Raw genomic sequence first — 24,948 nt, 5'->3', positions numbered from 1 at the left:
GATGGCGAAGGGGGTCATCCTTCTGGCGGCAGGCGGAACCGGCGGACATCTGTTCCCGGCCGAGGCGCTGGCACATGAGCTCAAGACGCGCGGCTGGGCGGTACATCTGGCCACCGACGACCGCGCCGAGCGCTATGCCGGCAGGTTCCCCGGCGACGGCGTCCACGCTATCGCCTCCGCTACCTTCGGGTCGAGAAATCCGCTGACTGTCGCGCGGACCTTCTGGACCCTGTGGCGTGGATTCCGCCAGTCGTCCGCCCTGATCGCCCGGCTGAGGCCGAATGCGGTGGTGGGCTTCGGCGGCTATCCGACGCTGCCGCCGCTGTTCGCGGCGACGCGACGCGGTGCGCCAACGCTGATCCATGAGCAGAACGCGGTAATGGGCCGCGCCAACAAGGCGCTCGCGCCGCGGGTGACGGCGATTGCGGGGGGCTTCCTCAAGGCCTCCGGTCCCTTCTCGGCCAAGATCGTGGAGACTGGCAATCCGGTCCGGCAGGCGGTGCTCGACGTGGCCGGCAGGCCCTATGCCGTGCCCGAGCCCGGCGGACCGCTGCGGCTGCTCGTCTTCGGCGGCAGCCAGGGCGCGCGCTATTTTTCCGACACTGTGCCTGAGGCGGTGGCGGCGATGCCCAGCGCAATGCGCTCGCGGCTGAGCATCGTGCAGCAGGCACGCGGCGAGGACGAGGCGCGGGTGAGAGAGCACTACCGCGCTCTCGGCATCGAGGCCGAGGTCGCGTCGTTCTTCTCCGATCTGCCGGCGCGCATGGCCGCCGCGCATCTCGTCGTCTCACGCTCGGGCGCGTCGACGGTGCTCGAGCTTTCGGTGATCGGCCGGCCGGCCATCCTCGTGCCTCTTCCGCATGCCCTCGACGACGATCAAGGCCACAATGCACAGATCCTCGTCAATGCGGGGGGCGCGGTGATGCGGCGCCAGCCCGGCCTCGACGCGGCGGCGCTCGCAGGCGAGATCGTGGAGTTGCTGGGCGACGGCGACAGGCTCGCCGCCATGGCCTCGGCGGCCCGCTCGGTGCGAAGACCCGACGCGGCGCGGTTGCTCGCCGATCTGACAGAGGCTATTGCGTCCAGGAAATCCGTTTCGGAATTCAGGAAGGAGACGCACGCATGAAGATGCCACAGACGATCGGCCTCGTGCATTTCATCGGCATTGGCGGCATCGGCATGAGCGGCATCGCCGAGGTGCTGCACAATCTCGGCTACAAGGTGCAGGGATCCGATCAGGCTGACAGCGCCAATGTGCAGCGGCTGCGCGACAAGGGCATCGAATGCTTCGTCGGCCATCAGGCCGAAAACCTCGGCGAGGCCGAAGTGGTCGTCGTCTCCACCGCAATCAAGAAATCCAACCCGGAGCTGAAGGCGGCGAGAGAGAAGTTGCTGCCGATCGTGCGGCGCGCCGAAATGCTGGCCGAGCTGATGCGCTTCCGGCAGGCGGTCGCGATCGGCGGCACGCATGGCAAGACGACGACGACTTCGATGGTGGCGACGCTACTCGAAGCCGGCGGGCTCGACCCGACGGTAATCAATGGCGGCATCATCAATGCCTATGGCACCAATGCCCGCATGGGAGACGGCGAATGGATGGTGGTCGAGGCCGACGAGAGCGACGGCACCTTCCTCAAGCTGCCGGCCGAGATTGCCGTCGTCACCAATATCGACCCCGAGCACCTCGACCATTACGGCTCCTTCGACAAAGTGCGCGAAGCGTTTCGTCAGTTCGTCGAGAATGTGCCGTTCTACGGCTTTGGTGTGATGTGCACCGACCATCCCGAGGTGCAGGCGCTGGTCGCCCGCATCGAGGACCGGCGCGTCATCACCTATGGCGAAAATGCGCAGGCCGACGTGCGCTTCACCAATCACCGCATGGACGGCCCGACCTCGGAATTCGACGTGGTGATCCGCGACCGCAAGACGCACGGCCAGATAACGATATCAGGCCTGCGGCTGCCCATGCCCGGGCGCCACAATGTCTCCAACGCGACGGCGGCGATTGCCGTCGCGCATGAGCTCGGCCTTTCGGCTGAGGCAATCAAGAAGGGCCTGTCGTCTTTCGCGGGCGTCAAGCGGCGCTTCACCCATACCGGTTCGTGGAACGGTGTCGATGTGTTCGACGATTACGGTCATCATCCGGTCGAGATCACGGCGGTACTGAAAGCTGCGCGCAGCGCTACCAAGGGTCGCATCATCGCCGTTACACAACCGCATCGCTTCACCCGGCTGCGCGATCTGTTCGACGAGTTTTCCGTCTGCTTCAACGACGCCGATACGGTAATGGTGGCGCCCGTCTATGCGGCCGGCGAGGAACCGATCGACGGCGTCACGTCCGACGCACTGGTGTCGCGCATCCGCTCCGGCGGCCATCGCGACGCACGCTACATCGAAGGTCCGGCGGCGATTGCGCCGATCGTGCGCGAGGTGGCGAAGCCGGGCGATTTCGTCGTCTTCCTCGGCGCCGGCAACATCACCCAATGGGCCTATGCGCTGCCCAAGGAACTCGGCGGGACCATCTCATGATGCGCGGCCAGGCGTTGATCGAGAAGCTTGGCGACCGGCTTGCCGGACTGCGCGGCCGCATCACGCCCAATGCCGAGATGGACAAGATCACCTGGTTTCGAGCCGGCGGGCTCGCGGACGCATTGTTCCAGCCGGCCGACGAGGACGATCTTGCCACGTTCCTGAAGGCGGTGCCGGAGGAAATTCCGCTGACCATCGTCGGCGTCGGCTCGAACCTGCTTGTCCGTGACGGCGGCATTGCGGGCTTTGTCATCCGGCTTTCGGCCAAAGGCTTTGGCGAGACCGAAGTAATTGCGCCGACCACGATCAAGGCGGGCGCCGCGACACCCGACAAGCGCCTTGCGGCCGTTGCCTACGAGGCAGGCATCGGTGGCTTTCATTTCTACCACGGCATTCCCGGCGCCATTGGCGGAGCGCTGAGGATGAACGCCGGCGCCAATGGCGTCGAGACGCGCGAGCGCGTGGTCGAGGTGCGGGCACTCGACCGCAAGGGCAATGTTCATACGCTGAGCAATGCCGATATGGGCTATGCCTATCGCCATTCAGCGGCGCCGTCCGGGCTGATCTTCACGTCGGCGCTGCTCGAAGGCATTCCTGAGGACAAGGCGGCGATCAAGGCCGCGATGGATGCTGTCCAGAACCATCGCGAGACCGTGCAGCCGATCCGCGAAAAGACCGGTGGCTCTACCTTCAAGAATCCTGAGGGCACCTCGGCCTGGAAGGAGATCGACAAGGCCGGCTGCCGCGGCCTGATGGTTGGTGGGGCGCAGATGTCGCCGATGCATTGCAACTTCATGATCAACACCGGAACCGCCACGGGCTACGAGCTTGAATATCTCGGTGAGACGGTGCGTGCGCGCGTGCTCGAAAGATCAGGTATCCGGCTGCAGTGGGAGATCAAGCGCATCGGTAATTTTCGGCCGGGCCATGCCGTCCAGGAATTTCTCGGGCAGTTGCTTTAGGCAAGCTGACCGCCGTTGCCTTTCGGAGTCATGAATTCACATTTTGCTGCCGTTTTTGCGGAAAGTGAATCCATCGGAATCGTAAGCACTTGCCAGCGAATCAACTCTCTGATTCTCTGCCCTGAAGCGTTTCCTGATTTGAGTCGTTTCGACGCGTTACTCGCGTTTCCGTCTGGGGGGGCAACCTGCCGGGAGACTCGGACTCAATGTTGCGGAAACACGGGAGCGAAGTTGCTCGGGCGCATTTGAGTGCGCGCGATGCTTTTCGGGCCATGCATGATGGTGCAGGCCTGCTGTGAGAGGAAATGACGGGGAATGACAAGCAAGCACGTGGCCGTCCTTCTGGGGGGATTCTCGTCCGAGCGGCCCGTATCCCTGTCGTCGGGCAAAGCCTGCGCCGATACGCTGGAGGGGGAGGGCTACCAGGTCACCCGCGTCGACGTCTCGCGTGACATCGGCTCGGTGCTCGCCGAGCTCAAGCCTGACGTCGTCTTCAATGCGCTGCACGGCCCCTTCGGCGAGGACGGCACCATCCAGGGCATCCTCGAGTACCTCGCCATTCCGTACACCCATTCCGGCGTGCTTGCCTCGGCGCTTGCGATGAACAAGGAACAGGCCAAGAAGGTCGCCAAGGCGGCCGGCGTTCCGGTGGCGGAATCGAAGGTGGCCAATCGCTTCGCCATCCAGAACAAGCACCCGATGAAGCCGCCCTATGTAGTCAAGCCGGTCAACGAAGGATCGAGCTTCGGCGTCGTCATCGTGCATGAAGGCCAGTCGCATCCGCCGCAGATCATCGGCTCGTCCGAGTGGAGATATGGCGACGCGGTGATGGTCGAGCGTTATGTGCACGGGCGGGAATTGACGTGCGCGGTGATGGGCGATGTGGCGCTCGGTGTCTGCGAGATCATCCCGACCGGCCATTCCTTTTACGACTATGATTCAAAATACGTCGCGGGAGGATCAAAACACGAATGCCCGGCAAAACTTTCACCGAATATTTACCAAAAAATACAGACACTGGCACTCAAGGCTCATCAAGCTATCGGCTGTCGGGGCGTTTCCCGGTCGGACTTCCGTTATGACGATCGTCACTCCGAAAACGGCGAAATTGTCTGGCTCGAGGTCAACACCCAGCCGGGCATGACGCCGACGTCTTTGGTGCCGGAAATCGCCGCGCAAGCGGGACACTCGTTCGGCGATTTGTTGAGTTGGATGGTGGAGGACGCTTCGTGTCTGCGTTGAAGTGGGGACAGGGCAACGGGAAGGGCGCGGCCGGGCCGGCGCTGTTCGGCATGCCGTTGTCGTTCGACCATTTCGTGCTGCCGCGCCTGCTCCGCCGGCCGGTGCGCGTGCTGGCGCGCCTCGGCGAAGGCGACTTCGAAGCGCCGCCCTATTGCGCTGCCATGCTGTCGGCGGCACTGCTTGTTTCGAGCAGTGCCTATGGCGCCTATCTCGGCGGATATTCCGACGCCATCGTCCAGAGTGTCACCGCCCGCACCGGCTTTGCCGTCGACCAGGTCAAGGTCGTCGGCAACCGCGAAACGTCCGAGATCGATATTCTCGACAGGCTGGAACTCGACGGCTGGACCTCGCTGATCGGCTTCGATGCCGAAGCCGCGCGCGAACGCATCACCACGCTACCCTGGGTCGAAGCCGCGGCAGTGCGCAAGGTCTACCCGCATACGCTGGAAGTGCGCGTCGAGGAGCGCGAGCCGTTCGCGCTGTGGCAGCAAGGCAGCGCGCTTTCGGTCATCGAGAAATCCGGCACCGTCATTGCGCCATTCTCCGGCGGCAAACAGATATTGCTGCCGCTGATCATCGGCACCGGCGCACCGGCCAAAGCGCCGGATTTCCTAGCCAAGATCAAGAATTATCCGGAGCTCGCCGCGCGGATCAAGGGCTATATCCGCATCGGCGAACGGCGCTGGGACCTCAAGCTTGAAAACGGCATCACGATCAAGCTTCCCGAAGACGGTGAGGATCAGGCGATTGCCGACCTGGTCAGGATGGATCACGAGAACGGGCTTTTGACGCGCGACATCGCCGCCGTCGACATGCGCCTTTCCGATCGTCTGGTCGTCCAGTTGACGCCGGAAGCGGCGACACAGCGCCAAGCCGCGCTCGACGAAAAGCCCAAGATGCTGAAGCGCAAGCCGGAGACGAAGATATGAGCTGGCTTGGCGGCAATAGCGATGCCTCGTCGCGCCGGTCCGGCATCCTGACGGTGCTGGATGTCGGCTCCAGCAAGGTCTGCTGCGTGGTGGCCAAACTCAAGCCGCGCGACGATGGCAAGCTGCTGCGCGGACGCTCGCATCGCGTCCAGGTGATCGGCATCGGCCACCAGAAATCGCAAGGCGTGAAATCGGGCGTCGTCATCGATCTCGACCGTGCCGAGCACGCCATCCGTCTTGCCGTCGACGCCGCCGAACGCATGGCGGGACTGACGGTCGATTCGCTGATCGTCAACATGACTGCCGGCCGGCTGAAGAGCGAGGCTTTTTCGGCCACCATCAATCTCGGCGGCCATGAGGCCGACGAGGCCGACATCAAGCGCGTGCTTGCCGCCGGCGCCAAGCAGGCGTTGCGGGCCGAGCGCGAGGTGATCCATTCGCTTCCCGTAGCCTTTTCGCTGGATGCCGAGCGCGGTGTGCGCGATCCGCGCGGCATGGTTGGCGACCAGCTTGGCGTCGACATGCACGTGCTGACAGGCGACGCAGCGCCCTTGCGCAATCTGGAGCTCTGCATCAACCGCTCGCATCTGTCGGTCGAACGCATGGTGGCGACGCCCTATGCCAGTGGGCTTGCTGCGCTGGTCGACGACGAGCTCGAAATGGGCGCGGCCTGCATCGACATGGGCGGCGGCACGACGACGATCTCGGTGTTTTCGGAAGGCAAGTTCGTCCATGGCGATGCCATCGCGATCGGCGGCAACCACGTCACGCTGGATATGGCCAAGGGCCTGTCGACCTCGCTCGATGCCGCCGAAAGGCTGAAAGTGATGCATGGCTCGGCGCTGCCTGGCAGTGCCGACGACCGCGACCTGGTTTCCATCCATCCGATCGGCGAGGACGGCGAGGTGCCGTTGCAGATCCCGCGCTCGGTGATGACGCGCATCATCCGCGCCCGCATCGACGAGACGCTGGAATTGTTGCGCGACCGGCTGAACAAATCCGGCTACGGCAACGCCGTCGGCAAGCGTGTGGTGCTGACCGGCGGTGCCAGCCAGCTTGCCGGCCTGCCAGAAGCAGCACGCCGCATTCTCGGCCGCAATGTGCGCATCGGACGCCCGCTTGGCGTGGCAGGCTTGCCCGAGGCGGCCAAGGGGCCGGCTTTCTCGACCCCGGTCGGACTTCTGATCTATCCACAGATGGCGAGCTTCGAGAGCCGGCCGGCGAAGGGAATTTCCGGTCTTCGGATGACCGGAACAGGCGGAAAACTGCATCGAATGAGTCAGTGGTTGAGAGACAGTTTTTAATTTTGACGGGGACAGCCCCATAGGCGGCCGCGGCGGCGAAGCGGCGGGAAAGGCAAAGGACGAAGACAATGACCATCAATCTGCAGAAGCCGGACATCACCGAGCTCAAGCCGCGCATCACCGTGTTCGGTGTCGGCGGCGGCGGCGGCAATGCCGTCAACAACATGATCACCGCCGGCTTGCGCGGCGTCGAGTTCGTGGTGGCCAACACCGACGCGCAGGCACTGACGATGTCGAAGGCCGAGCGGCTGATCCAGCTCGGCGCGCATGTCACCGAGGGTCTCGGCGCCGGATCGCAGCCTGAAGTCGGGCGCGCGGCGGCGGAGGAATGCATCGACGAGATCATCGATCATCTCTCCAACACGCATATGTGCTTCGTCACTGCCGGCATGGGCGGCGGCACCGGCACCGGGGCGGCTCCCGTCGTTGCCCGCGCTGCCCGCGAAAAGGGTATCCTTACCGTCGGCGTCGTCACCAAGCCGTTCCACTTCGAAGGCCAGCGCCGCATGAAGACGGCCGACATGGGTATCGAGGAACTGCAGAAATGCGTCGATACCCTGATCGTCATTCCCAACCAGAACCTGTTCCGGCTGGCCAATGACAAGACCACCTTCGCCGATGCCTTCGCCATGGCCGACCAGGTGCTCTATTCGGGCGTTGCCTGCATCACCGACCTGATGGTCAAGGAAGGCCTGATCAATCTCGACTTCGCCGACGTCCGCTCGGTCATGCGCGAAATGGGCAAGGCGATGATGGGGACTGGCGAGGCTTCGGGCGAGGGCCGTGCAATGGCCGCGGCGGAAGCCGCCATCGCCAACCCGCTGCTCGACGAGACCTCGATGAAGGGCGCCAAGGGCCTGCTGATCTCGATCACCGGCGGCCGCGACCTGACCCTGTTCGAAGTCGATGAGGCGGCAACCCGCATTCGCGAAGAGGTCGACCAGGATGCCAACATCATTCTGGGCGCCACTTTCGACGAGGAACTCGAAGGCGTTATCCGCGTGTCGGTGGTCGCCACCGGCATCGACAAATCGGCGGCCGAAATCGCTGCCGCGCCGATCGCCATCCGCACGGCTCCGCCGAAGCCGGTCAGCCGCCCGGCGGCTCAGGTCACGGAAATGCGCCCGGCGCCTGTCCAGCAGCCGATCTATGAACCACGTGCTGCCGATCCGGTCGCCGAGGCCATTCAGCTCGCCGAGGCGAATGCGGCAGCGATGGCGCAGGCCCGCCCGGCACCGGTCGCGCATGCGGAAGACTTCCGTCCGCAGAGCAAGATCTTCCAGGCGCCTCCGGCTCAGCCGCAGCCGATGATGCAGCCAGCGGTTCAGCAAGCGATGCAGCCTGCTCCGCATCGTGAAATGCCGCAGCCGGTTGCCGCAGCACCCCAGCGCATGCCGCGGGTCGAGGATTTCCCGCCGCAGGTGAAGGCCGAAGTGGAAGCCAAGGCGCGCCCGGCCGACCACGAAAACGGCGGCCCGATGGGCTTGCTCAAGCGCCTGACCAACGGCTTGACCCGCCGCGAAGAGGAGCCTGCAAGGCTGCAGCCGGCGCAGCCTCGCGAACCGAAACTGCGCCAGGCGCCGGCGGAAGTGCGCCGCCTTGCCAGCCAGGATCCGCAGCTTTACGCGCCGCGCCGCGGCCAGCTGGACGAGCAGGGCCGACTGACGCCGCAGAGCCGGGCTGTCCAGGAAGACGATCAGTTGGAGATTCCCGCCTTCCTGCGCCGACAGGCCAATTGATCTGTTAACGGTTCGTAACAGTTATTAACAGGCGAGCAGGAAACTGTTCGCCTGTTAACTTTAAAAGTGATTGTAAAACAAGGACTTATGGGGCAATCCCGCGCTGGACCGCAGTTACAAAGAGTAAGAAACCGTGATTTGGAGACTCCCCGCGGGACCATTATCTTCGCCACCGACCAAAGTCGGTTTGCTGGGAGTCTCGGGGAAGTGGCCCTGCCTGCCGATCAATCAAGAGCCGCGCCCTCAGGGCAGATGAAGCGGACCTAGGCAGCGTGGGCTATGGGGATTGTTTTGCACGACTATCAGACGACACTTAAATCGCGCGCGACGCTGACTGGCATCGGCGTTCACAGTGGCAATCCGGTCACCGTCCATTTCCTGCCGGCGGATGCCGATACGGGTGTCGTCTTCCAGCTCTCGAATGCAAGCGGAAGCCACGAATTTCGCGCGCTCGTCTCCGAGGTCGGCGCCACCGATCTCTGCACCATGCTTGGCGATCCGCATGGCGAGCACATTGCCACGGTCGAGCATCTGATGGCGACGCTTTTCGGGCTTGGAATCGACAATCTCGTCATCGAAATCGACGGCCATGAGGTGCCTATCCTCGACGGCAGCGCAGTGATGTTCGTCGAGGCCATTGACCAGGCAGGCATCGAAACGCTGCCGGTCAAGCGTCGCTACATCAGGGTGGTCAAGCCGGTTCGCATCGAGAACGGCGCCTGCTGGGCGGAGTTCAGGCCCTATGACGGCACGCGCTTCGAGATCGAGATCGATTTCGAAAGCCCGGCGATCGGGCGCCAGCTTTTTGCATCCGACATGAACGCTGACATTTTCCGCCGCGACGTCGCGCGGGCCCGCACTTTCGGTTTCATGAAGGACGTCGAGCGGCTGTGGGCGGCAGGCTATGCGCTCGGCTCGTCTTTGGAAAACTCCCTGGTGATCGGCGACGACAACCGCGTGATCAACATGGGAGGCCTGCGCTATCCCAACGAGTTCGCGCGCCACAAGACGATGGATGCGATGGGCGACCTGGCGCTCGCCGGTGCCCGGTTCATCGGCTGCTTCCGCTCCTATCGTGGCGGCCACAGGCTGAACGCAGCAGCGCTGCGCCGTCTCTTGTCCGACCGTTCGGCTTTCGAGATCGTTGAGACGACGCGCCGCGAGCGCGGGCGTACCGCGGAGATGAGCGCCGTCAACGCACCCCTCTATGCGCCCTGGATGATCTGATTCTTAAGGTCTTACGGCCCCCGTTGCGGTCAAGCTGTGTTGCATGGATGCATCACCGGCCGGCCAAATTACACAGCTTTCCAGGTGGCGCCAAACCGCCACAAAAATGTGCGATTGGCCGGGGATAGCGTTGCCGGGCAAGGCAATTATGGTTTATGGCTGCTGCCGTCGACTGAAATGACGCCGAAAGGGCGGAATCCAAACATGTTTTTCAAGCGAGTTGGTCAATCGAAGGCGCTGCGGCGGGCTGTTTTCCTGGCGCTTTCGGTGGTCGTTCCATCGCTGTTTCTGTCGGCCTGCATGTCGTCCGAGAAGGACGTCGATCTGTCGACCTATGTCGATCAGACCGAGCCGGCCGACGTGCTCTACAATCAGGGTCTCGCCAATCTGAATGCCGGGCGACTGCAGGAGGCAAGCCGCAAGTTTGACGCCGTCGACCGCCAGCATCCATATTCCGAATTCGCCCGCAAATCGATGGTGATGGGTGCCTTTGCCGACTACCGTCAGGGCAATTACGATGAGGCGATCGGTTCGGCCAAGCGCTACCTGACCCTGTACCCGTCGACCGACGATGCAGCCTATGCCCAATATATTATCGGGCTGAGCTACTACCGCCAGATCAAGGACGTCACCCAGGACCAGAAGGAAGCGCGTCTTACCGTGCAGACGATGCAGGACCTCGTGACGCGCTGGCCCACGTCCGAATATGCCGACGACGCCAAGGAGAAGATCCGCTTCGCCAACGATCAGCTCGCCGGCAAAGAGATGCAGATCGGCCGCTATTATCTCGAGCGCCGCGAATACATCGCAGCCGTCAAACGGTTCCGCAACGTGGTGGAGAACTATTCGAACACACGTCATGTCGAGGAGGCGCTGGCGCGTCTGACCGAGAGCTACTATGCGATGGGGCTGACGTCGGAAGCGCAGACCGCTGCGGCCGTGCTCGGCACCAACTATCCCGACAGCCAGTGGTACAAGGACTCCTACAAGCTCCTGCAGAGTGGTGGGCTCGAGCCGCGCGAGAATGCCGGATCGTGGATCTCCAAGGCCGGGAAGCTGATCACCGGCGCCTGAGCGGCGCGTTACCATGCTCTCCAGGCTGTCGATCCGCGATATCGTTCTGATCGAGAAGCTGGACATCGACTTCTCGTCCGGCCTTTCGGTGCTGACCGGCGAAACCGGCGCCGGAAAGTCCATCCTGCTCGACGCCTTGTCGCTGGCGCTTGGCGCCCGCGGCGACGCCTCGTTGGTGCGGCATGGCGCGGCACAAGGCCAGATCATCGCCGTGTTCGACGTGCCGCGCAACCACGCGGCTCGCATGCTGCTTGCCGAGAATGCCATCGAGGACAACGGCGACATCATCCTGCGCCGCGTCCAGACGGCTGACGGCCGCACGCGCGTTTTCGTCAACGACCAGCCGTCCAGCGTGACGCTGATGCGCGACATCGGCCGTGCGCTGGTCGAGATCCACGGCCAGCATGACGAGCGCGCTTTGGTCGATCCCGGCGCCCATCGCGAGTTGCTCGACAGTTTCGGTGGCCATCTCGGCGCTGCTCGGGCAACCGGCGAGGCGTGGCGGCATTGGCGTACCTGCGAGCAGGAATTTTCACGGCACCGGGCCAAAGTCGAGGCAGCTGCCCGCGAGGCCGATTATCTGCGTGCAGCGGTCGCCGAATTGACCAGGCTCGATCCGCAGCCGGGCGAAGAGACGGAGCTGGCCGAACTGCGCGCCGCGATGATGCGAGCGGAAAAGATCGCCTCGGAAATCCACGACGCCCAGGATGTGCTCTCGGGGCCGTCCTCGCCCTTGCCGCAACTGGCCAGCCTGCTCAGGCGGCTGCAGCGCAAGGTGACCGAAGCGCCCGGGCTGCTCGAGGATGTCGTCAAATCGCTCGACGAGGCGATGCTTTCGCTCGACGCGGCGCAGTCGGGCGTGGAAGCAGCACTTCGCGCCACCGAATATGATCCGCAGCGGCTGGAGAAGGCTGAGGAGCGGCTGTTTTCGCTGCGTGCCGCCTCGCGCAAGCACAGCGTCGCCGTCGACGACCTGGCACAATTGCGTGACACCATGGCTGCCGACCTTGCCGATCTCGACGCCGGCGAAGAGCGCTTGCATGCGCTGGAGAAACAGGCTGCGGCGGCGCGCCAGGCCTATGACATTACGGCGGCCCAGCTGTCGTCGCTTCGCCATGCGGCGGCCGTCGGGCTGACCAAGGCGGTGATGACCGAACTGCCGGCGCTGAAGCTCGAACGGGCCGAGTTCATCGTCGAGATCGCAAGCGATGCCGAGAGCCGCATGGAAGAAGGCATCGATCAGGTCGAGTTCTGGGTGCGCACCAATCCCGGCACCAGGCCCGGCCCGATGATGAAGGTCGCTTCCGGCGGCGAGCTTTCGCGCTTCCTGCTGGCGTTGAAGGTAGCACTCGCTGACCGGGGCTCGGCGCCGACCTTGGTCTTTGATGAGATTGACACCGGCGTCGGCGGTGCGGTTGCCGACGCCATCGGCCAGCGGCTGGCGCGGCTGGCAAACCGCGTGCAGGTGCTTTCGGTCACGCATGCACCGCAAGTGGCGGCGCGCGCGGCGACTCATTTCCTGATCTCCAAATCAGCCGGGGCCGACCGGGTCTCGACCGGCATCGCCGAGATGGACCGGGTGGCGCGGCAGGAAGAGATCGCACGCATGCTCGCCGGCGCCACCATCACCGACGAGGCGCGCGCGGCGGCCGAGCGGCTGCTGCGGGAGAACACCGCTGCAGCCTAGAGCGGTTTATCGTTTCACGGAAACGCCGAACCGCTCTACCTCTTTGTTTGCGCAATTCCGGACGGAAAACCGTTTCACACTTTTCCTGGAATTGCTCCAGGCGAGTTCGTTTTCGGCGCTCGCGACCTGAGTCAGGGTATGGCTCCATCCTGCTGTTCAGGAATGATTTTCCGTGTCTGGTCTCTCCCTCATGAGAGAATCCTGTTCTATTGTGTCGCGCCACCGTGGAGGGAGCAGTGCATGGACGAAAAACCAGTCGATTCGCTCAGCGAAAGCGAGGCGGCAAGCGAGTTGAAGCGGTTGGCGCAGGAGATCGCCGAGCACGACCGGCGCTACCATGGCGAGGACGCGCCGATAATCACGGATGCGGAATATGACGCGCTGACGCGGCGCAACCTCGCCATCGAGCAGCGGTTCCCGCATCTTGTGCGCGAGGATTCGCCCTCACGCAGGGTCGGCGCGCCGCCGGCGGAAGGTTTTGCCAAGGTGCGCCACGCGGTGCCGATGCTCAGCCTTGCCAAGGCCTATACCGACCAGGACGTCGCGGACTTCATAGAACGGGGCCGGCGATTCTTTGACCGCGACAAGGATCTGAACATCGCCTTCACGGCGGAGCCGAAGATCGACGGGCTATCGGCTTCCCTGCGATATGAAGGCGGTGTGTTCGTGCAGGGAGCAACGCGCGGCGACGGCGTCGTCGGCGAGGATATCACCGCCAATCTCAAGACCATCGCCGATATTCCCAAGACCTTGAAGGGATCGGACTGGCCCGAGGTCATCGAAATACGCGGTGAGGTCTATATGACCTACGCGGAATTCGAGGCGCTGAAGCAGCGTTCGGCGGCGATAGGTGGCCAGGATTACGTCAATCCGCGTAACACGGCGGCTGGATCGCTGCGCCAGAAGGACCCGTCCGTTACCGCCAGCCGCAACCTCAAATTCTTTGCCTACGCCTGGGGCTATACTTCAAAGGATCCAGCTCCGACCCAATACGATTCCGTGCAAAAATTCGCGGAGTGGGGATTCAAGGTCAGCCCGCTGATGGTCCGGGCAAGATCGGTCGAGGAACTGGTCGCGCACTATCACCTAATCGAGGCCCAGCGCTCATCGCTGGGCTACGACATCGACGGCGTCGTCTACAAGGTCGACCAGCTGGAATTGCAGCGCAGATGGGGTTTCGTCACTGGCGAACCACGCTGGGCCGTCGCCCACAAATTTCCGGCCGAACAGGCGATGACAACCGTGCTCAGGATCGACATTCAGGTGGGCCGTACCGGTACGCTGGCGCCCGTTGCCCGGCTTGCGCCCGTCACGGTCGGCGGCGTCGTGGTCGAAAATGTCACGCTTCACAACGAAGACTACATCAAGGGTCTTGACAGCAACGGCCAGCCGATCCGCGACGGCTATGATGTGCGTATCGGCGACACGGTGGTCATCCAGCGGGCAGGGGACGTCATTCCGCAGATCGTCAGCGTAGTAGCCGACAAGCGTCCGCCAGATGCCGTGCCCTACGAATTCCCGCACAACTGTCCGATCTGCGGCTCGCCGGCAACGCGCGAGATCAACGAGAAGACCGGCAAGGAAGATTCCCGGCGACGTTGCACCGGCGAACTGATCTGTCCTGCGCAGGCCGTCGAAGGATTGCGCCACTTTGTGTCGCGCGGCGCCATGGATATCGAAGGCCTGGGCGCCGAAAACATAGATCTGTTCTTCAATGCCGGGTTGGTCAAGACAGCCGCCGATATCTTCACTCTCCGGGACCGCCGTCCCGCCGTCACCAAGGCGCTGGCGGAGCGACGGGAGGAGCAGGCCAGGCAGCGCGAGGCCGCATCGGGCAAAACGCGCAAGAATGTACGCAGCGTCGAGGAACGCAACTATGACGGCCTCGACAAGCTCTTCGCTGCCATCGACGCCCGCCGCGAACCCGAACTCGATCGCTTCATCTTCGCGCTGGGCATCCGCCATATCGGCGAAACGACGGCCGCTGTGCTTGCCCGAACCTTCTCGACGATCGAGGAGTTGATCCGCATTGGCAAGGAGACGGCAGCGGCAGCCGATCCACACACCGTTTTTCCTTCGATCAACGGCATCGGCGATACGGTGATAGGCGCCCTTCGCGATTTCTTCGGCAATGAACGCAACGACGCCGTGCTTGAAGCGCTGCTCACACAGATCCACCCGAAGCCGTACATTGTGAACGTCTCAGCCAATAGTGCGGTCGCCGGCAAGACAATCGTGTTTACAGGCACGCTGGAAAAGATGACGCGCCCGGAGGCCAAGGCGATGGCTGAACGTCTCGGCGCGAAGGTCGCCGGCTCGGTTTCCGCGAAGACCGATCTCCTGGTGGCAGGGCCAGGCGCCGGTTCCAAGCTGAAGGAGGCGACCAAATTCGGCATCGAGGTGATCGACGAAGACACCTGGCTGCAGCGGATTGGCAAGGGCGGGTGATGGCGGCTGCGTTCAACGGTTTTGGGCAAAAGGCCATTCCCTTCCTCAAGGCGCTGGATTTTCATCAGAGCCGGGAGTGGTTTTTGGAAAACCGCGACCTTTTCGAGCGCGACCTGCGCGATCCCTTCGGCGATCTGGTCGAGACGCTCTCCGAGCGCTTCACGGCCGCGGGGCTCGGCCTGCGCGGCGACCGCAAGAAGTCGCTGTTCCGGATTAACCGCGACGTGCGTTTCGCCAAGGACAAACGGCCTTATAACCGGCATTTGTCGGCGATCCTTTCGCCCGACGGCACCAAGATGGAACAGGGCGTGTTTTACGTCCATATCGGGCTGGAGCGCTGCTTTGCCGCCGTTGCCTGGTGGCAGCCCGGACCGGAGCTATTGCTGGCGCTGCGCAACGCGATCGCGAAGCGGTCCGCTGAATTCCGCAGCCTCGTTGCGGCGCTGAAGAAGAACGGCCTCGAGTTCGACCCGGACGGCTGCATGAAGCGCACGCCGCGCGGCTTCGAGCATATCGCCGAGCCCGATCTCGCTGCCGCGATCCGCAACCGGCATTTTGCCGTCCGGCACGCAATCGAGCCGGCGGATATCTACGGAGCTGGATTGGTCGACGAGCTTGTCGACTTCGCCATGCGGGCAAAACCGCTGCTCGACTGGGGCAGGGCGATCGAAGGCAAGGCTTCGCCGCGCTAGGCTCGGAAGGGAGCTTGCCGCGACGCTTCAGCCATCATTTCCGCTGATCGTTTGCCTCAAGCAAATTGGTGTGACAAGCCGGGCCGCTCTCTCTACATACGGCCGTTCCCAAGGAGCGATCGATGTCGGCGGAAGCAATCTCCGAAAACGGAGCGAAAAGCGATTTCTGGGACGGCGTGCGGCTCAGCATGCCCGTCGTGGTGGCGTCGGCGCCGTTTGCATTACTATTCGGGGCGCTCGCCGTCGACAACGGGTTTTCCGTGCTCGAAGCGTTCCTGATGAGCGCAACGGTGTTCGGCGGCGCCAGCCAGATGGTGGGCATCGAGCTGTTCGGCCAGCATGTCGCGCCGTGGCTGATCGTGCTGTCGATCTTCGCGGTGAATTTTCGCCATGTCCTCTATTCGGCTGGCATCGGCCGGCGCATTGCGCATTGGCCGCTGGTGCAGCAGGCGATAGGCTATTTTGTGCTGACCGATCCGCAGTTCGCGGTGGCCGAGCGCAAGGCGGAGGCCGGCGAGACCGTCGGGTTTACCTGGTATATGGGGCTTGGGCTGCCGGTCTATGTGTTCTGGGTGATTGAAAGCGCGCTCGGCGCGATGTTCGGCAAGCTTATTCCCGACACCCACGCGCTGGGCATCGACTTCCTGCTGCCGATCTATTTTCTCGGCCTGGTCATGAGCTTCCGTAAGCGGCCGCTGTGGCTGCCGGTGGTCGTCGCCAGCGCTGCCGCCTCCATCATTGCATACAAAACGGTCGGCTCGCCCTGGCATGTCTCCATCGGCGCGCTGGCCGGCGTGCTGCTCGCCGTCATCCTGCCGCCCCGCCACAGCGGCGTGGAGGCACGGCCATGAGCACGACCTTGTGGATCATCATCGCCGCTTCGATCGCAACCTATCTGACCCGCATCGGCGGTCATCTGGTGATCTCACGCTTCGACCATATCCATCCGCGCGTCGAAGCCGGGCTGAACGCCGTGCCGGCGGCGGTGCTGACCACGCTGGTGGCGCCGGCGGCGCTCAGCGCCGGGTCGGCGGAATGGGCAGCCTTGATCGTCGCCGGCCTTGTCTCACTGCGCGGCGGCCTGATGGCGATGTTCCTGGCGGGTGCTGCCGTGCTGATCCTCGCGCGGCAGCTCGTCGGCTGATCGACTTTTGCCTTGGCGGCGAGAGCACACATGCGCTTTACCGCAGCGACTATTGCCGCGCCGACCCGCGACAGGCTCAGCCGGATCGCCTCCGCTCTCTCCTGGTGGGCGCAACGCACGGCGTCGCTATAGAGTGCTTCGCGCTGCTTCGGCGTCAATGCGCTTAGATCGATCGGCTGGATGCCGAAGGGCTCACGCGACATTTCCATCTCCCCTGGTTTGCCGTGTTGATCGGCAGCTACACCGGCGATTTACGGGAAAGGCATAATCAGTTAAAATGAATAATTAAGATCGTTATGTTCTCCAGGAGAGATGTATGGATTTGACCGATCTGCGCATCTTCCGCACGGTGGTGCGTGAGGGCGGAATCACCAGGGCGGCGGAAAAACTGTTTCGCGTGCAGTCGAACGTGACCACACGCATCCGGCAGCTCGAGGAGGATCTCGGCGTGCAGCTGTTTATCCGGGAGGGCAAGCGCCTGCACGTATCGCCGGCCGGTCACAAATTGGTCGGCTATGCGGATCGGCTGCTGGCGCTTGCGGAGGAGGCGCGAACGGCGATGCTCGATCCACGCCCGCGCGGCACGCTTCGCCTAGGTGCTATGGAGAGCACCGCCGCGGCACGGCTTCCAAGTCTGCTCGCCGATTATCACGCACGTTATCCCGAAGTGGAAATCCAGTTGCGCACCGGCAATCCGCAGGTTCTCGCGACCGCCATGCTTGCCGGCGAACTCGATGCAGCGTTCGCAGCCGAGCCGATCGCTGACGTTCCGTTCGAAAAGCTGCCCGCATTCCACGAGCAGCTGGTCATTGTCTCGGCGGCATCGCGCGTTTCGGTCGAAGACCACCTGGACATGCCCAAAACCATGATAGCCTTCGAGCACGGCTGTCCGCACCGCAAGCGGCTGGAACAATGGTATGCGCGCAGAGGGTTCATGGCCGAGAAAACCATCGAGCTTGGTTCATACCATGCCATCCTTGGTTGCGTGGTGGCTGGCATGGGCATAGCGCTGATGCCGAAAAGCGTGCTTTCGGGTTTCCCGGAAAGCCGCTGGCTAAAGCTGCACGAACTGCCCTCTGACGAAGACAACGCCGTCACGGTGTTGTTCTGGCGCAAGGGAGCCGGTTCTCCCAACGTCACCGCTTTGCAGGGACTGCTTGCGGAGCAAAGCCTGCCAACCGGCGTTGCCGCCGGCGCTATTGCTTGAGGTCGTGCGGCAGCGGGGCGGTTGCTTTTTCCAGCCAGGCCAGCGTCTCGCCGTCGAGCATCGGTCCGATCTCGGCCAGTACGCGGGCATGGTATTCGTCAAGCCAATGCAACTCGTCGCGGGTTAAAAGGTCCGACCGGATCAGCCGCTTGTCGATCGGAGCCAGCGTCAGCGTCTCGAAGCCGTGCATGGCGATGTCGCCGCCCTCGATTGCCTCGGCCGGTGTCACCAGAATCAAGTTCTCGATGCGGATGCCGTAGGAACCTTCCTTGTAATAGCCGGGCTCGTTGGAGAGGATCATGCCGGCCAGCAGCTTTTCGGTACCGGTCTTGGCGATACGCTGCGGGCCCTCATGCACGGCAAGATAGGAGCCGACACCGTGCCCAGTGCCATGGGCGAAATCGCAGCCGTGTCTCCATAGCGCCAGGCGCGCCACTGCATCGATTTCGGAGCCGCGCGTGCCCTGGGGGAAGCGCAGCATGGAGATGCCGATCATGCCTTTCAGCACCAGCGTGAAGCGCTCGCGCATCTCCTCGGTTGGCGCGCCAATCGGAACCGTGCGGGTAATGTCGGTGGTGCCGTCCTGGTACTGCCCGCCGGAATCGAGCAGGAACAGTTCGCCATCCCCCACCTTGCGATTGGTGGCGCGGGAGACGCGGTAGTGCATGATGGCGCCGTTAGGACCAGCGCCGGAGATGGTATCGAACGATACGTCGCGCAGCGGCATCTGCGTTTCTTCGCCGGTCTGACGGCGCGTCTCCTCAAGCCTGGTCACAACGGCGATTTCGTCGAGCGTGCCGGGCTTCTGGCGGTCGAGCCAGCACAGCAGCTTGGCGACCGCGGCGCCGTCGCGGCGATGTGCGGCGCGTGCGCCGGCGATCTCAGCTTTGTTCTTTGTTGCGCGTGGAATGCGGGCCGGATCGGCCGTGGCAATGACGGTGCCGCCATTATCCTCGACCAGCATTCTGAGCTTGTCCGCCGCGAGAACCGGGTCCAGCGCGATCTTTGCGCCGCCCTTGGCCCGGGTGACGATTGCCGATTCGAATTCACCTGGTTCGTGCAATTCGGCGAGCTGCGTCAGGTAGGCCGCGACGGTGCGCGAAAACTTGCGCTGGTCCATGAAAAGCAGATGCGAGCCGTCGGCGGCGAGCACGGCAAAGCCGAGCGCCAGCGGTGTGTGCGGTACGTCGCCGCCGCGGATGTCGAAGGCCCAGGCAATGGAGGAGGGGTCGGTCAGCACGGCATGGGTGGCGCCGTCCTTCTCGGTGGCCGCCGCCAGCCGCACCAGCTTGTCCTTGGCCAGTTCGCCGGCAAAGCCGATCGGGTGGATCTCGACCGGCGCCAGTGGCGGCCCGGGCTGGTCCTGCCAAATGGCGTCGATTGGATTCTCTTCGAGCGGCACCAGTATCGCGCCTGATTTCTCGGCCGAGGCCTTCAGCGCCTTGACGTCACTGATCGTATGGAGCCACGGATCGAAGCCCAACCGCACGCCCTTGCCGAGATTGTCGTTGATCCAGTTGGCCGGCGGGTTGTCGACAAGGCTCTCGATCGAAAAGATGTCGAGATCGACCTCCTGGCGCACCTGCAGCGTGTAGCGCCCGTCGACAAACATGACGGCGCGCTCGCCAAGCACAATGGCGACGCCGGCCGAGCCGCTGAAGCCGGTCAGCCATTTCAGCCGTGCCGAGCGGTCGGCGACATATTCGCCCTGGTGCTCGTCGGCACGGGGCACGATGAAGCCATCCAGCCCGTTCGCCGCCAACCATCGGCGCAGCATTGCCACGCGCGGCTTGCCAACGGCCGGATCGCCGGCGGAATCGAAGGTCTGGAACATGTAGGCTCTCCTCGAATGCTGGCGCGACCGTAGCGCATGACCTCGAAAATCGGAATCGATTTTCGGACCGATCATTCCCGGTTGCTGCGTGTCTCTTTGCGCATGGACGCCATGCAGAATCGGCGATTTCAAAAAGCGTCAGCAGAGCTTACCCTCTTCACGTGGAGGAAAGAGTCCTATTGCCCTGCAAAGGAGACCGTCATGTCCACGATTTCACCTAGACGCGGATTTTTCAGAAACGCTGTGAAAGCGCTGATCGAAGCTCGCCAGCGCGAAGCGAGCCGGTATGTGAGCGGCGTTCTGCTTGGCTTTGACGACGAAACGCTGAAAGCTCACGGCTACGATCGCGAACAGCTGAAGAAAGCGGCGAACTCGCGCTAGGTCCGAGCTGATTCCGGCTTGCGTTGAAGGCGCTGCGCCTCAGCGCTTGAGGTGAATCGTCACCCAGCCCTCGCGGTGCAAGGTGCGGACGTGCCGGAATTTCTGGCCGACATAGGCCGCGATTACCGCATCGCGCTGGCGCTCGAGGATGCCCGACAAAACGATCGAGCCACCGAGCGCCATATGTCCGGCCATTTGCGGCGCCAGACGCATCAGCGGCCGCGCCAATATGTTGGCGACGATCAGGTCGAAGGGCGCACGCGCGGCAAAGATCGGATGATGAAAACCGGGCGCCGCCACCGTTTCAATGAGCCCCTTGACCTGGTTCAGTCGCGCATTGGCGGCGGCCACCTTGACGGCGACCGGGTCGATGTCGGTCGCCAGCACCGGTATATGCGCGAGCTTGGCCACCGCGATGGCGAGCACCGCGCTGCCGGTGCCAAGGTCGAGCGCGTTGCGCGGATGCTCGCGCTGTATGACCTGCTCCAGCATTTCGAGGCAGCCGGCGGTGGTGCCGTGATGGCCGGTACCGAAGGCAAGGCCGGCCTCGATCTCGATGGCGAGCTCGCCGCTGTGGCGCTTCCTGCGGTCATGCGCGCCATGGACGAAGAAGCGCCCGGCCCGAACCGGTTTCAATCCCTCCAGCGAGCGCGCCACCCAGTCGATGTCGGGCAGCGCTTCGCGCGCTATCGGTTTCGACAGCGACAGTCCGGCAAGGATGTCCCTAAGCCGCGCCTCGACCGCATCGACGTCGTCGTCGGCATAGAGCGATACTTCGTGGATGTCGCGGTCCTCGTCGACCTCGAGCACCGCAATCGGCAGGCCCTCATCGTCGAATGCCGCACCGAGCGCCGCAAAGATGCGGTCAGCCTCGATCTTGCCCGCGGTGAAATACAAACGCGTCTGCGTCATTACCGGATGTGTCAACCTTCCGCCGCCAGCCGTTTGAGCTTGGCGATGGCGGCATCCGGGCTTTCGCCATAGGCAATGGTGCCGGCGAAATCGCCCTTGGCGTTGAGCAGCAGCACCGAAGCAGTGTGGTCCATCGTGTAGTCGCCGTCGTTCGTGTCGACTTTCTTCCAGTAGATGCCGAAGGACTTGGCCATGGCGTGGACCTTGTCGGGATCGCCTGATATGCCGAGGATGCGATCGGAGAAATTGCTGACATAGGTGTTCATGATTTCGGGCGTATCGCGCTCCGGGTCGACCGTAACGAAATAGGCACGCAGGTTCTTGCCGTCGTCGCCCATCGTCTTCAGCCACCCGGCCAACTCGAAAAGCGTGGTCGGGCAGACTTCCGGACAGTGCGTGAAGCCGAAGAAGACGACGCTGGGGTGGCCGCGAAACGCCGCTTCGGTGACCGGCGCGCCCTTCTGGTCGACCAGCGTGAACGGTGCTCCGAACGGCTCGCCGCCATAATGTCCGCGGTACCAGTCGAAGGTGAGCCAGCCGATGCCAGCGGCCATCAGGACGAGAATACCGACCAGAATTGAACGCATCATCAGTGAAGTCCGTCGTTATTTCCATCGGGCGCCGGGTTGGCGCCGTGAAGGCCCTGGCTTGGCGAACACTCTTAGCGGTTCGGTCGCGCCGACGCAAAGATGTCGCGTTGCCGCAACCGGCAATCCTGTGGGAGGCGATCTGCTTGCAAAGCGCTGCCGTTCGTCCCACCTGAGGTCGGCAAAATTCGAACCGCAGGAGGCCTCTTTGCGAAAACTGATTGGCGGCGCGTTGGCCGCATGCCTTGTCATTGGCGCCGGCGCGGCCGCCGCCGAGGAAGTCGGCAAGGTCGGCGTCGATTGGCTCGGCAACGACATCATCGTCGAGGCGATCAAGGATCCGAAGGTCGAGGGCGTGACCTGCCACGTCTCCTATTTCGACCGTGGCGTGATCGACCGCCTGCAGAAAGGCAACTGGTTCGAGGACCCGTCCGATTCCTCGATCTCCTGCCGCCAGACCGGGCCGATCACCATTGGCGACATCGACATGAGCGAGGCCGGCGAGGAGGTGTTCAAGCAAGGCATCAGCCTGATCTGGAAGAAGCAGGTGGTGAACCGCATCTACGACAAGGCCAACGAGACCCTGATCTACCTGTCGCATTCACGCCAGGTGCAGGATGGCTCGGCAAAAATGTCGGTCACCACCGTGCCGCTCTACGGCCAGAACGTGGTGTGGACCAGCGGCAAGCCGAAATAGAGACTGAAGGTGCTACGGGGTCCTTGGCGCGTCCAAACGGATGCGCGGCGCTGCACTCGGCTTGCGAGACTATGCGCGCGGGCGTAAAGCGCGCGCATGGACCGTCCCGAACACCTTGTCCTGAAAGATCCCGAGCCGCGCATCCATCCGACGGCGGAGCTGAAGGCGTGCAAGCTTGGACGCCACGCGTCGATCGGCGAGCGGGTCATCCTGCGCGAGGTGACGGTCGGCGACTTCTCCTACTTCGAGCGCCACGCCGAGGCGATCTATACGACGATCGGCAAATTCTGCTCGATCGCCGCCAACAGCCGCATCAATGCGCTGGAGCATCCGGTCGAGCGGCTGACGCAGCACAAAATCAGCTATCGGCCCAACGAGTACTTCCGCTGGCTGGGTGTCGATCAGGCATTCCGCGACCGGCGGCGGGCGAGAGCCGTCAGCATCGGCCATGATGTCTGGATCGGCCATGGCGCCGTGATCATGCCTGGCATAGTGATCGGCAACGGCGCGATCGTCGGTGCCAATGCGGTGGTGACGCGAGACCTGCCGGCCTATGCAATCGTCGCCGGCGTTCCGGCCAGGCCATTGCGGCAGCGCTTCAGCGCGGGAACTGCGGCCCGGATCGAACGTCTTGCCTGGTGGGACTGGCCGCTCGAGAAACTGGCCAGGGCAGTCCCCGACATGCAGGCCTTGCCCATCGAGGCTTTCCTCGACCGCTGGGAAAACGGCGCCGCCTGACTTCGGGCGTATCTGCAAGCGGTCCGACGGCCTGCGCGATCTGCTCCTCCAACAATGTACCCGCGACCTTCCGCCACGAGGGAACCAGGAGCGGCTGCCAACTGTTTCTGCAGACACAATGAACTCGGCTTCCGTCCGGGTTCGTCGCCCGGCTATTGAGGGAGTTTGAATGATTGAGAAGCTTTTCACCAGGATCGCCAACAACGTCGCCCACTTTGCCGGCCTGCCGCCGACGTTTGCCGTCTGTTTCCTGATCATCGTCGTCTGGGCGGCAAGCGGGCCGATGTTCGGCTTTTCGGACACCTGGCAGCTCGTCATCAACACCGGCACGACGGTCGTCACCTTCCTGATGGTGTTTCTCATCCAGAACACCCAGAACCGCGATGGCGCTGCGATCCAGGCGAAGCTCGACGAATTGATCCGGGTCAGCACAGCCCAGAACACCTTCATCGGTATCGAACACCTGACTGAGACCGAGGTCGAAGAGATCCGCAAGAAATGCGAACAGGCAGCGAAGCGGCATGATCAGAAGCTTGCCGAGTTGTCAGCCGAGAAAGCCATGGCGAAGAAGCGGAACACGAAGAAGCACGCGGCGGCGTAATATAAAGGTCCGGCGCATACCTGCGAAGATCGGATCCGATTCTTTGCTACTGTGATCTTCGGTTCGGGATCATGCGGTGCGTGTCATGAATGCCGCGAAAGCATCTTTGTAGTCCGGGTGCCAGCGCGACAGGGCAGGGCGATTCTCGATGAGGTCGCCAATCGCCCAGGCCATGCGCTTTTCGTCCATGGACCGGGTCGCCTCGTTATCGGGACACAGGATGTAGAAATCGCCACGCAGTAGCGAGGCCAGCATGAAGTCGATGACCTGCTCGCCGGTCCAGGCGCCGGCCGGCTTTTCGGTCGCACCTTCGGTCAGGCCGGTAAAAGTGAACCCGGGGATAAGCAGATGCGCCGCGACACTGGCGCCCGGCTCGTTGCGCAGCGCGTGCGCCAGGCCTTCGGTATAGGTCTTCACGCCCGCCTTGGAAACGTTGTAGGCGAGGTTGCCGGGCGGCGTAGTGATGCCTTGCTTGGAGCCGGTGTTGACGATCAGGCCCGGCTTTCCCGCCGCCAGCATGCGCGGCGCAAAGGCCTCGACGCCATGGACGACGCCCCAGAAATTGATATCCAGCAGCCGTTTCCAGGCGTCGCGGTTCTCCCACGGCTTGCCGGGATTGTTGCCGACGCCGGCATTGTTCATCAGCAGCGATACGTCGCCGAAGGCGCCGAATGTCCTTTCGGCCAGCCGGTCGAGTTCGTCGGCCTTCGAGACATCGGTGGCGACGGCAAGTACGGCGCTGTCGCCGGCGATGGCGGCGACGGCGCGTCGGGCCTCATCGAGGCGTGCGCCGCCAATATCGACCAACACGATGTTCATGCCCATCGCCGCCAGCCGTTTGGCCGCGGCAAGGCCGATGCCGCTGGCCGCGCCGGTGATGACGGCGACATTGCCGGAGGCAAGTGCGGGCAGGGCGGTCTGGATCTCGGCGTCGGTGGTCATGATTTTCTCCTATTCTGGCCGCGGCGAACTTAGCGCGGAAAGAGGCTCGCGCAAGCCGGTGCCGGCATCTTC

General features: G+C 63.4%; 23 protein-coding genes. 19 read left to right on the top strand and 4 right to left on the bottom strand.

Translation table 11 applies throughout. From position 1 onward, the window contains the following. The first annotated feature begins 1 nt into the window (after nucleotide 1). The 15 genes from murG (at nucleotide 2) to NKI25_RS00770 (ending at nucleotide 18,184) form a co-directional block, all read left to right on the top strand. On the top strand, nucleotides 2-1,126 hold the full coding sequence (murG, locus tag NKI25_RS00840; protein WP_352456167.1) for an undecaprenyldiphospho-muramoylpentapeptide beta-N-acetylglucosaminyltransferase: 1,125 nt from the start codon (nucleotides 2-4) through the stop codon (nucleotides 1,124-1,126). Beyond that, on the top strand, nucleotides 1,123-2,529 hold the full coding sequence (gene murC / locus NKI25_RS00835; protein WP_352456166.1) for a UDP-N-acetylmuramate--L-alanine ligase: 1,407 nt from the start codon (nucleotides 1,123-1,125) through the stop codon (nucleotides 2,527-2,529). Before murG ends, murC begins: the two co-directional genes overlap by 4 nt. Continuing rightward, complete coding sequence (murB, locus tag NKI25_RS00830) at nucleotides 2,526-3,491, top strand: UDP-N-acetylmuramate dehydrogenase (RefSeq protein ID WP_031211769.1); 966 nt, start codon at nucleotides 2,526-2,528, stop codon at nucleotides 3,489-3,491. Before murC ends, murB begins: the two co-directional genes overlap by 4 nt. Before the next feature lie 315 nt (nucleotides 3,492-3,806). Continuing rightward, the gene (locus tag NKI25_RS00825; protein ID WP_023676761.1) at nucleotides 3,807-4,733 is read left to right on the top strand and encodes a D-alanine--D-alanine ligase; all 927 of its coding nucleotides are present in this window, start codon (nucleotides 3,807-3,809) and stop codon (nucleotides 4,731-4,733) included. After that, nucleotides 4,721-5,662, top strand: coding sequence for a cell division protein FtsQ/DivIB (locus NKI25_RS00820; RefSeq protein ID WP_023676760.1), 942 nt, complete (start codon nucleotides 4,721-4,723; stop codon nucleotides 5,660-5,662). Before NKI25_RS00825 ends, NKI25_RS00820 begins: the two co-directional genes overlap by 13 nt. Continuing rightward, entirely contained in the window at nucleotides 5,659-6,966 is a 1,308-nt protein-coding gene (gene ftsA, locus NKI25_RS00815; RefSeq protein ID WP_023676759.1) for a cell division protein FtsA, read from the top strand. Before NKI25_RS00820 ends, ftsA begins: the two co-directional genes overlap by 4 nt. Nucleotides 6,967-7,034: 68 nt before the next feature. Then, entirely contained in the window at nucleotides 7,035-8,705 is a 1,671-nt protein-coding gene (ftsZ, locus tag NKI25_RS00810) for a cell division protein FtsZ (protein ID WP_352997791.1), read from the top strand. Between the two features lie 279 nt (nucleotides 8,706-8,984). Then, complete coding sequence (gene lpxC, locus NKI25_RS00805; RefSeq protein WP_023676757.1) at nucleotides 8,985-9,932, top strand: UDP-3-O-acyl-N-acetylglucosamine deacetylase; 948 nt, start codon at nucleotides 8,985-8,987, stop codon at nucleotides 9,930-9,932. A gap of 204 nt (nucleotides 9,933-10,136) precedes the next feature. Further along, entirely contained in the window at nucleotides 10,137-11,006 is an 870-nt protein-coding gene (locus tag NKI25_RS00800) for an outer membrane protein assembly factor BamD (protein WP_023676756.1), read from the top strand. A 13-nt stretch (nucleotides 11,007-11,019) separates the two neighbouring features. After that, on the top strand, nucleotides 11,020-12,693 hold the full coding sequence (recN, locus tag NKI25_RS00795; protein ID WP_352997788.1) for a DNA repair protein RecN: 1,674 nt from the start codon (nucleotides 11,020-11,022) through the stop codon (nucleotides 12,691-12,693). 240 nt (nucleotides 12,694-12,933) lie between these two features. Continuing rightward, complete coding sequence (gene ligA / locus NKI25_RS00790; RefSeq protein ID WP_352589467.1) at nucleotides 12,934-15,141, top strand: NAD-dependent DNA ligase LigA; 2,208 nt, start codon at nucleotides 12,934-12,936, stop codon at nucleotides 15,139-15,141. Beyond that, nucleotides 15,141-15,833, top strand: coding sequence for a DUF2461 domain-containing protein (locus tag NKI25_RS00785; protein WP_352589470.1), 693 nt, complete (start codon nucleotides 15,141-15,143; stop codon nucleotides 15,831-15,833). Before ligA ends, NKI25_RS00785 begins: the two co-directional genes overlap by 1 nt. A 122-nt stretch (nucleotides 15,834-15,955) precedes the next feature. Next, a complete protein-coding gene (locus tag NKI25_RS00780; RefSeq protein ID WP_352589473.1) occupies nucleotides 15,956-16,684 on the top strand; it encodes an AzlC family ABC transporter permease in 729 nt (242 codons plus the stop codon). Next, nucleotides 16,681-16,977, top strand: coding sequence for an AzlD family protein (locus tag NKI25_RS00775; protein ID WP_352589476.1), 297 nt, complete (start codon nucleotides 16,681-16,683; stop codon nucleotides 16,975-16,977). The genes NKI25_RS00780 and NKI25_RS00775 overlap by 4 nt, the downstream gene beginning before the upstream one ends. Before the next feature lie 316 nt (nucleotides 16,978-17,293). Beyond that, a complete protein-coding gene (locus NKI25_RS00770; RefSeq protein WP_352589479.1) occupies nucleotides 17,294-18,184 on the top strand; it encodes a LysR family transcriptional regulator in 891 nt (296 codons plus the stop codon). Here the strand turns inward: NKI25_RS00770 and NKI25_RS00765 are convergent. Next, nucleotides 18,174-20,018: an aminopeptidase P family protein gene (locus NKI25_RS00765; RefSeq protein ID WP_352636626.1), complete on the bottom strand. Its 1,845-nt coding sequence runs from the start codon at nucleotides 20,016-20,018 to the stop codon at nucleotides 18,174-18,176. The two genes, NKI25_RS00770 and NKI25_RS00765, sit on opposite strands and share 11 nt — an antisense overlap. A gap of 36 nt (nucleotides 20,019-20,054) precedes the next feature. Here NKI25_RS00765 and NKI25_RS00760 point away from each other — a divergent pair, with 36 nt between their 5' ends. Continuing rightward, a complete protein-coding gene (locus NKI25_RS00760) occupies nucleotides 20,055-20,399 on the top strand; it encodes a hypothetical protein (RefSeq protein WP_352636627.1) in 345 nt (114 codons plus the stop codon). A 39-nt stretch (nucleotides 20,400-20,438) separates the two neighbouring features. Here NKI25_RS00760 and NKI25_RS00755 read toward each other — a convergent pair whose 3' ends face one another. Both NKI25_RS00755 and NKI25_RS00750 read right to left on the bottom strand, forming a co-directional pair. Next, nucleotides 20,439-21,311 carry a 50S ribosomal protein L11 methyltransferase gene (locus NKI25_RS00755; protein WP_352636628.1) on the bottom strand — a complete coding sequence of 291 codons (873 nt, stop codon included), beginning with the start codon at nucleotides 21,309-21,311 and terminating at the stop codon, nucleotides 20,439-20,441. An 11-nt stretch (nucleotides 21,312-21,322) separates the two neighbouring features. Continuing rightward, nucleotides 21,323-21,901: an SCO family protein gene (locus tag NKI25_RS00750; RefSeq protein ID WP_352450110.1), complete on the bottom strand. Its 579-nt coding sequence runs from the start codon at nucleotides 21,899-21,901 to the stop codon at nucleotides 21,323-21,325. A gap of 205 nt (nucleotides 21,902-22,106) precedes the next feature. Between NKI25_RS00750 and NKI25_RS00745 the strand changes: the two genes are divergently transcribed. From NKI25_RS00745 to NKI25_RS00735, 3 genes are all read left to right on the top strand, one after another. After that, nucleotides 22,107-22,595, top strand: a complete 489-nt coding sequence (locus NKI25_RS00745) for a CreA family protein (protein ID WP_023676745.1) — start codon at nucleotides 22,107-22,109, stop codon at nucleotides 22,593-22,595. 96 nt (nucleotides 22,596-22,691) lie between these two features. Then, on the top strand, nucleotides 22,692-23,333 hold the full coding sequence (locus tag NKI25_RS00740) for a DapH/DapD/GlmU-related protein (protein ID WP_352589494.1): 642 nt from the start codon (nucleotides 22,692-22,694) through the stop codon (nucleotides 23,331-23,333). A gap of 169 nt (nucleotides 23,334-23,502) precedes the next feature. After that, nucleotides 23,503-23,934: a low affinity iron permease family protein gene (locus NKI25_RS00735; RefSeq protein ID WP_352456549.1), complete on the top strand. Its 432-nt coding sequence runs from the start codon at nucleotides 23,503-23,505 to the stop codon at nucleotides 23,932-23,934. Nucleotides 23,935-24,003: 69 nt separating this feature from the next. Here NKI25_RS00735 and NKI25_RS00730 read toward each other — a convergent pair whose 3' ends face one another. After that, complete coding sequence (locus NKI25_RS00730; protein ID WP_352456548.1) at nucleotides 24,004-24,876, bottom strand: SDR family NAD(P)-dependent oxidoreductase; 873 nt, start codon at nucleotides 24,874-24,876, stop codon at nucleotides 24,004-24,006. Nucleotides 24,877-24,948 lie beyond the last annotated feature (72 nt).

This window comes from Mesorhizobium sp. M0808 (genome assembly GCF_040320025.1).
Lineage (GTDB): Bacteria > Pseudomonadota > Alphaproteobacteria > Rhizobiales > Rhizobiaceae > Mesorhizobium.
The sequence above is the reverse complement of the archived record's forward strand: the minus strand, read 5'-3'. Positions and strand labels throughout refer to the sequence as shown.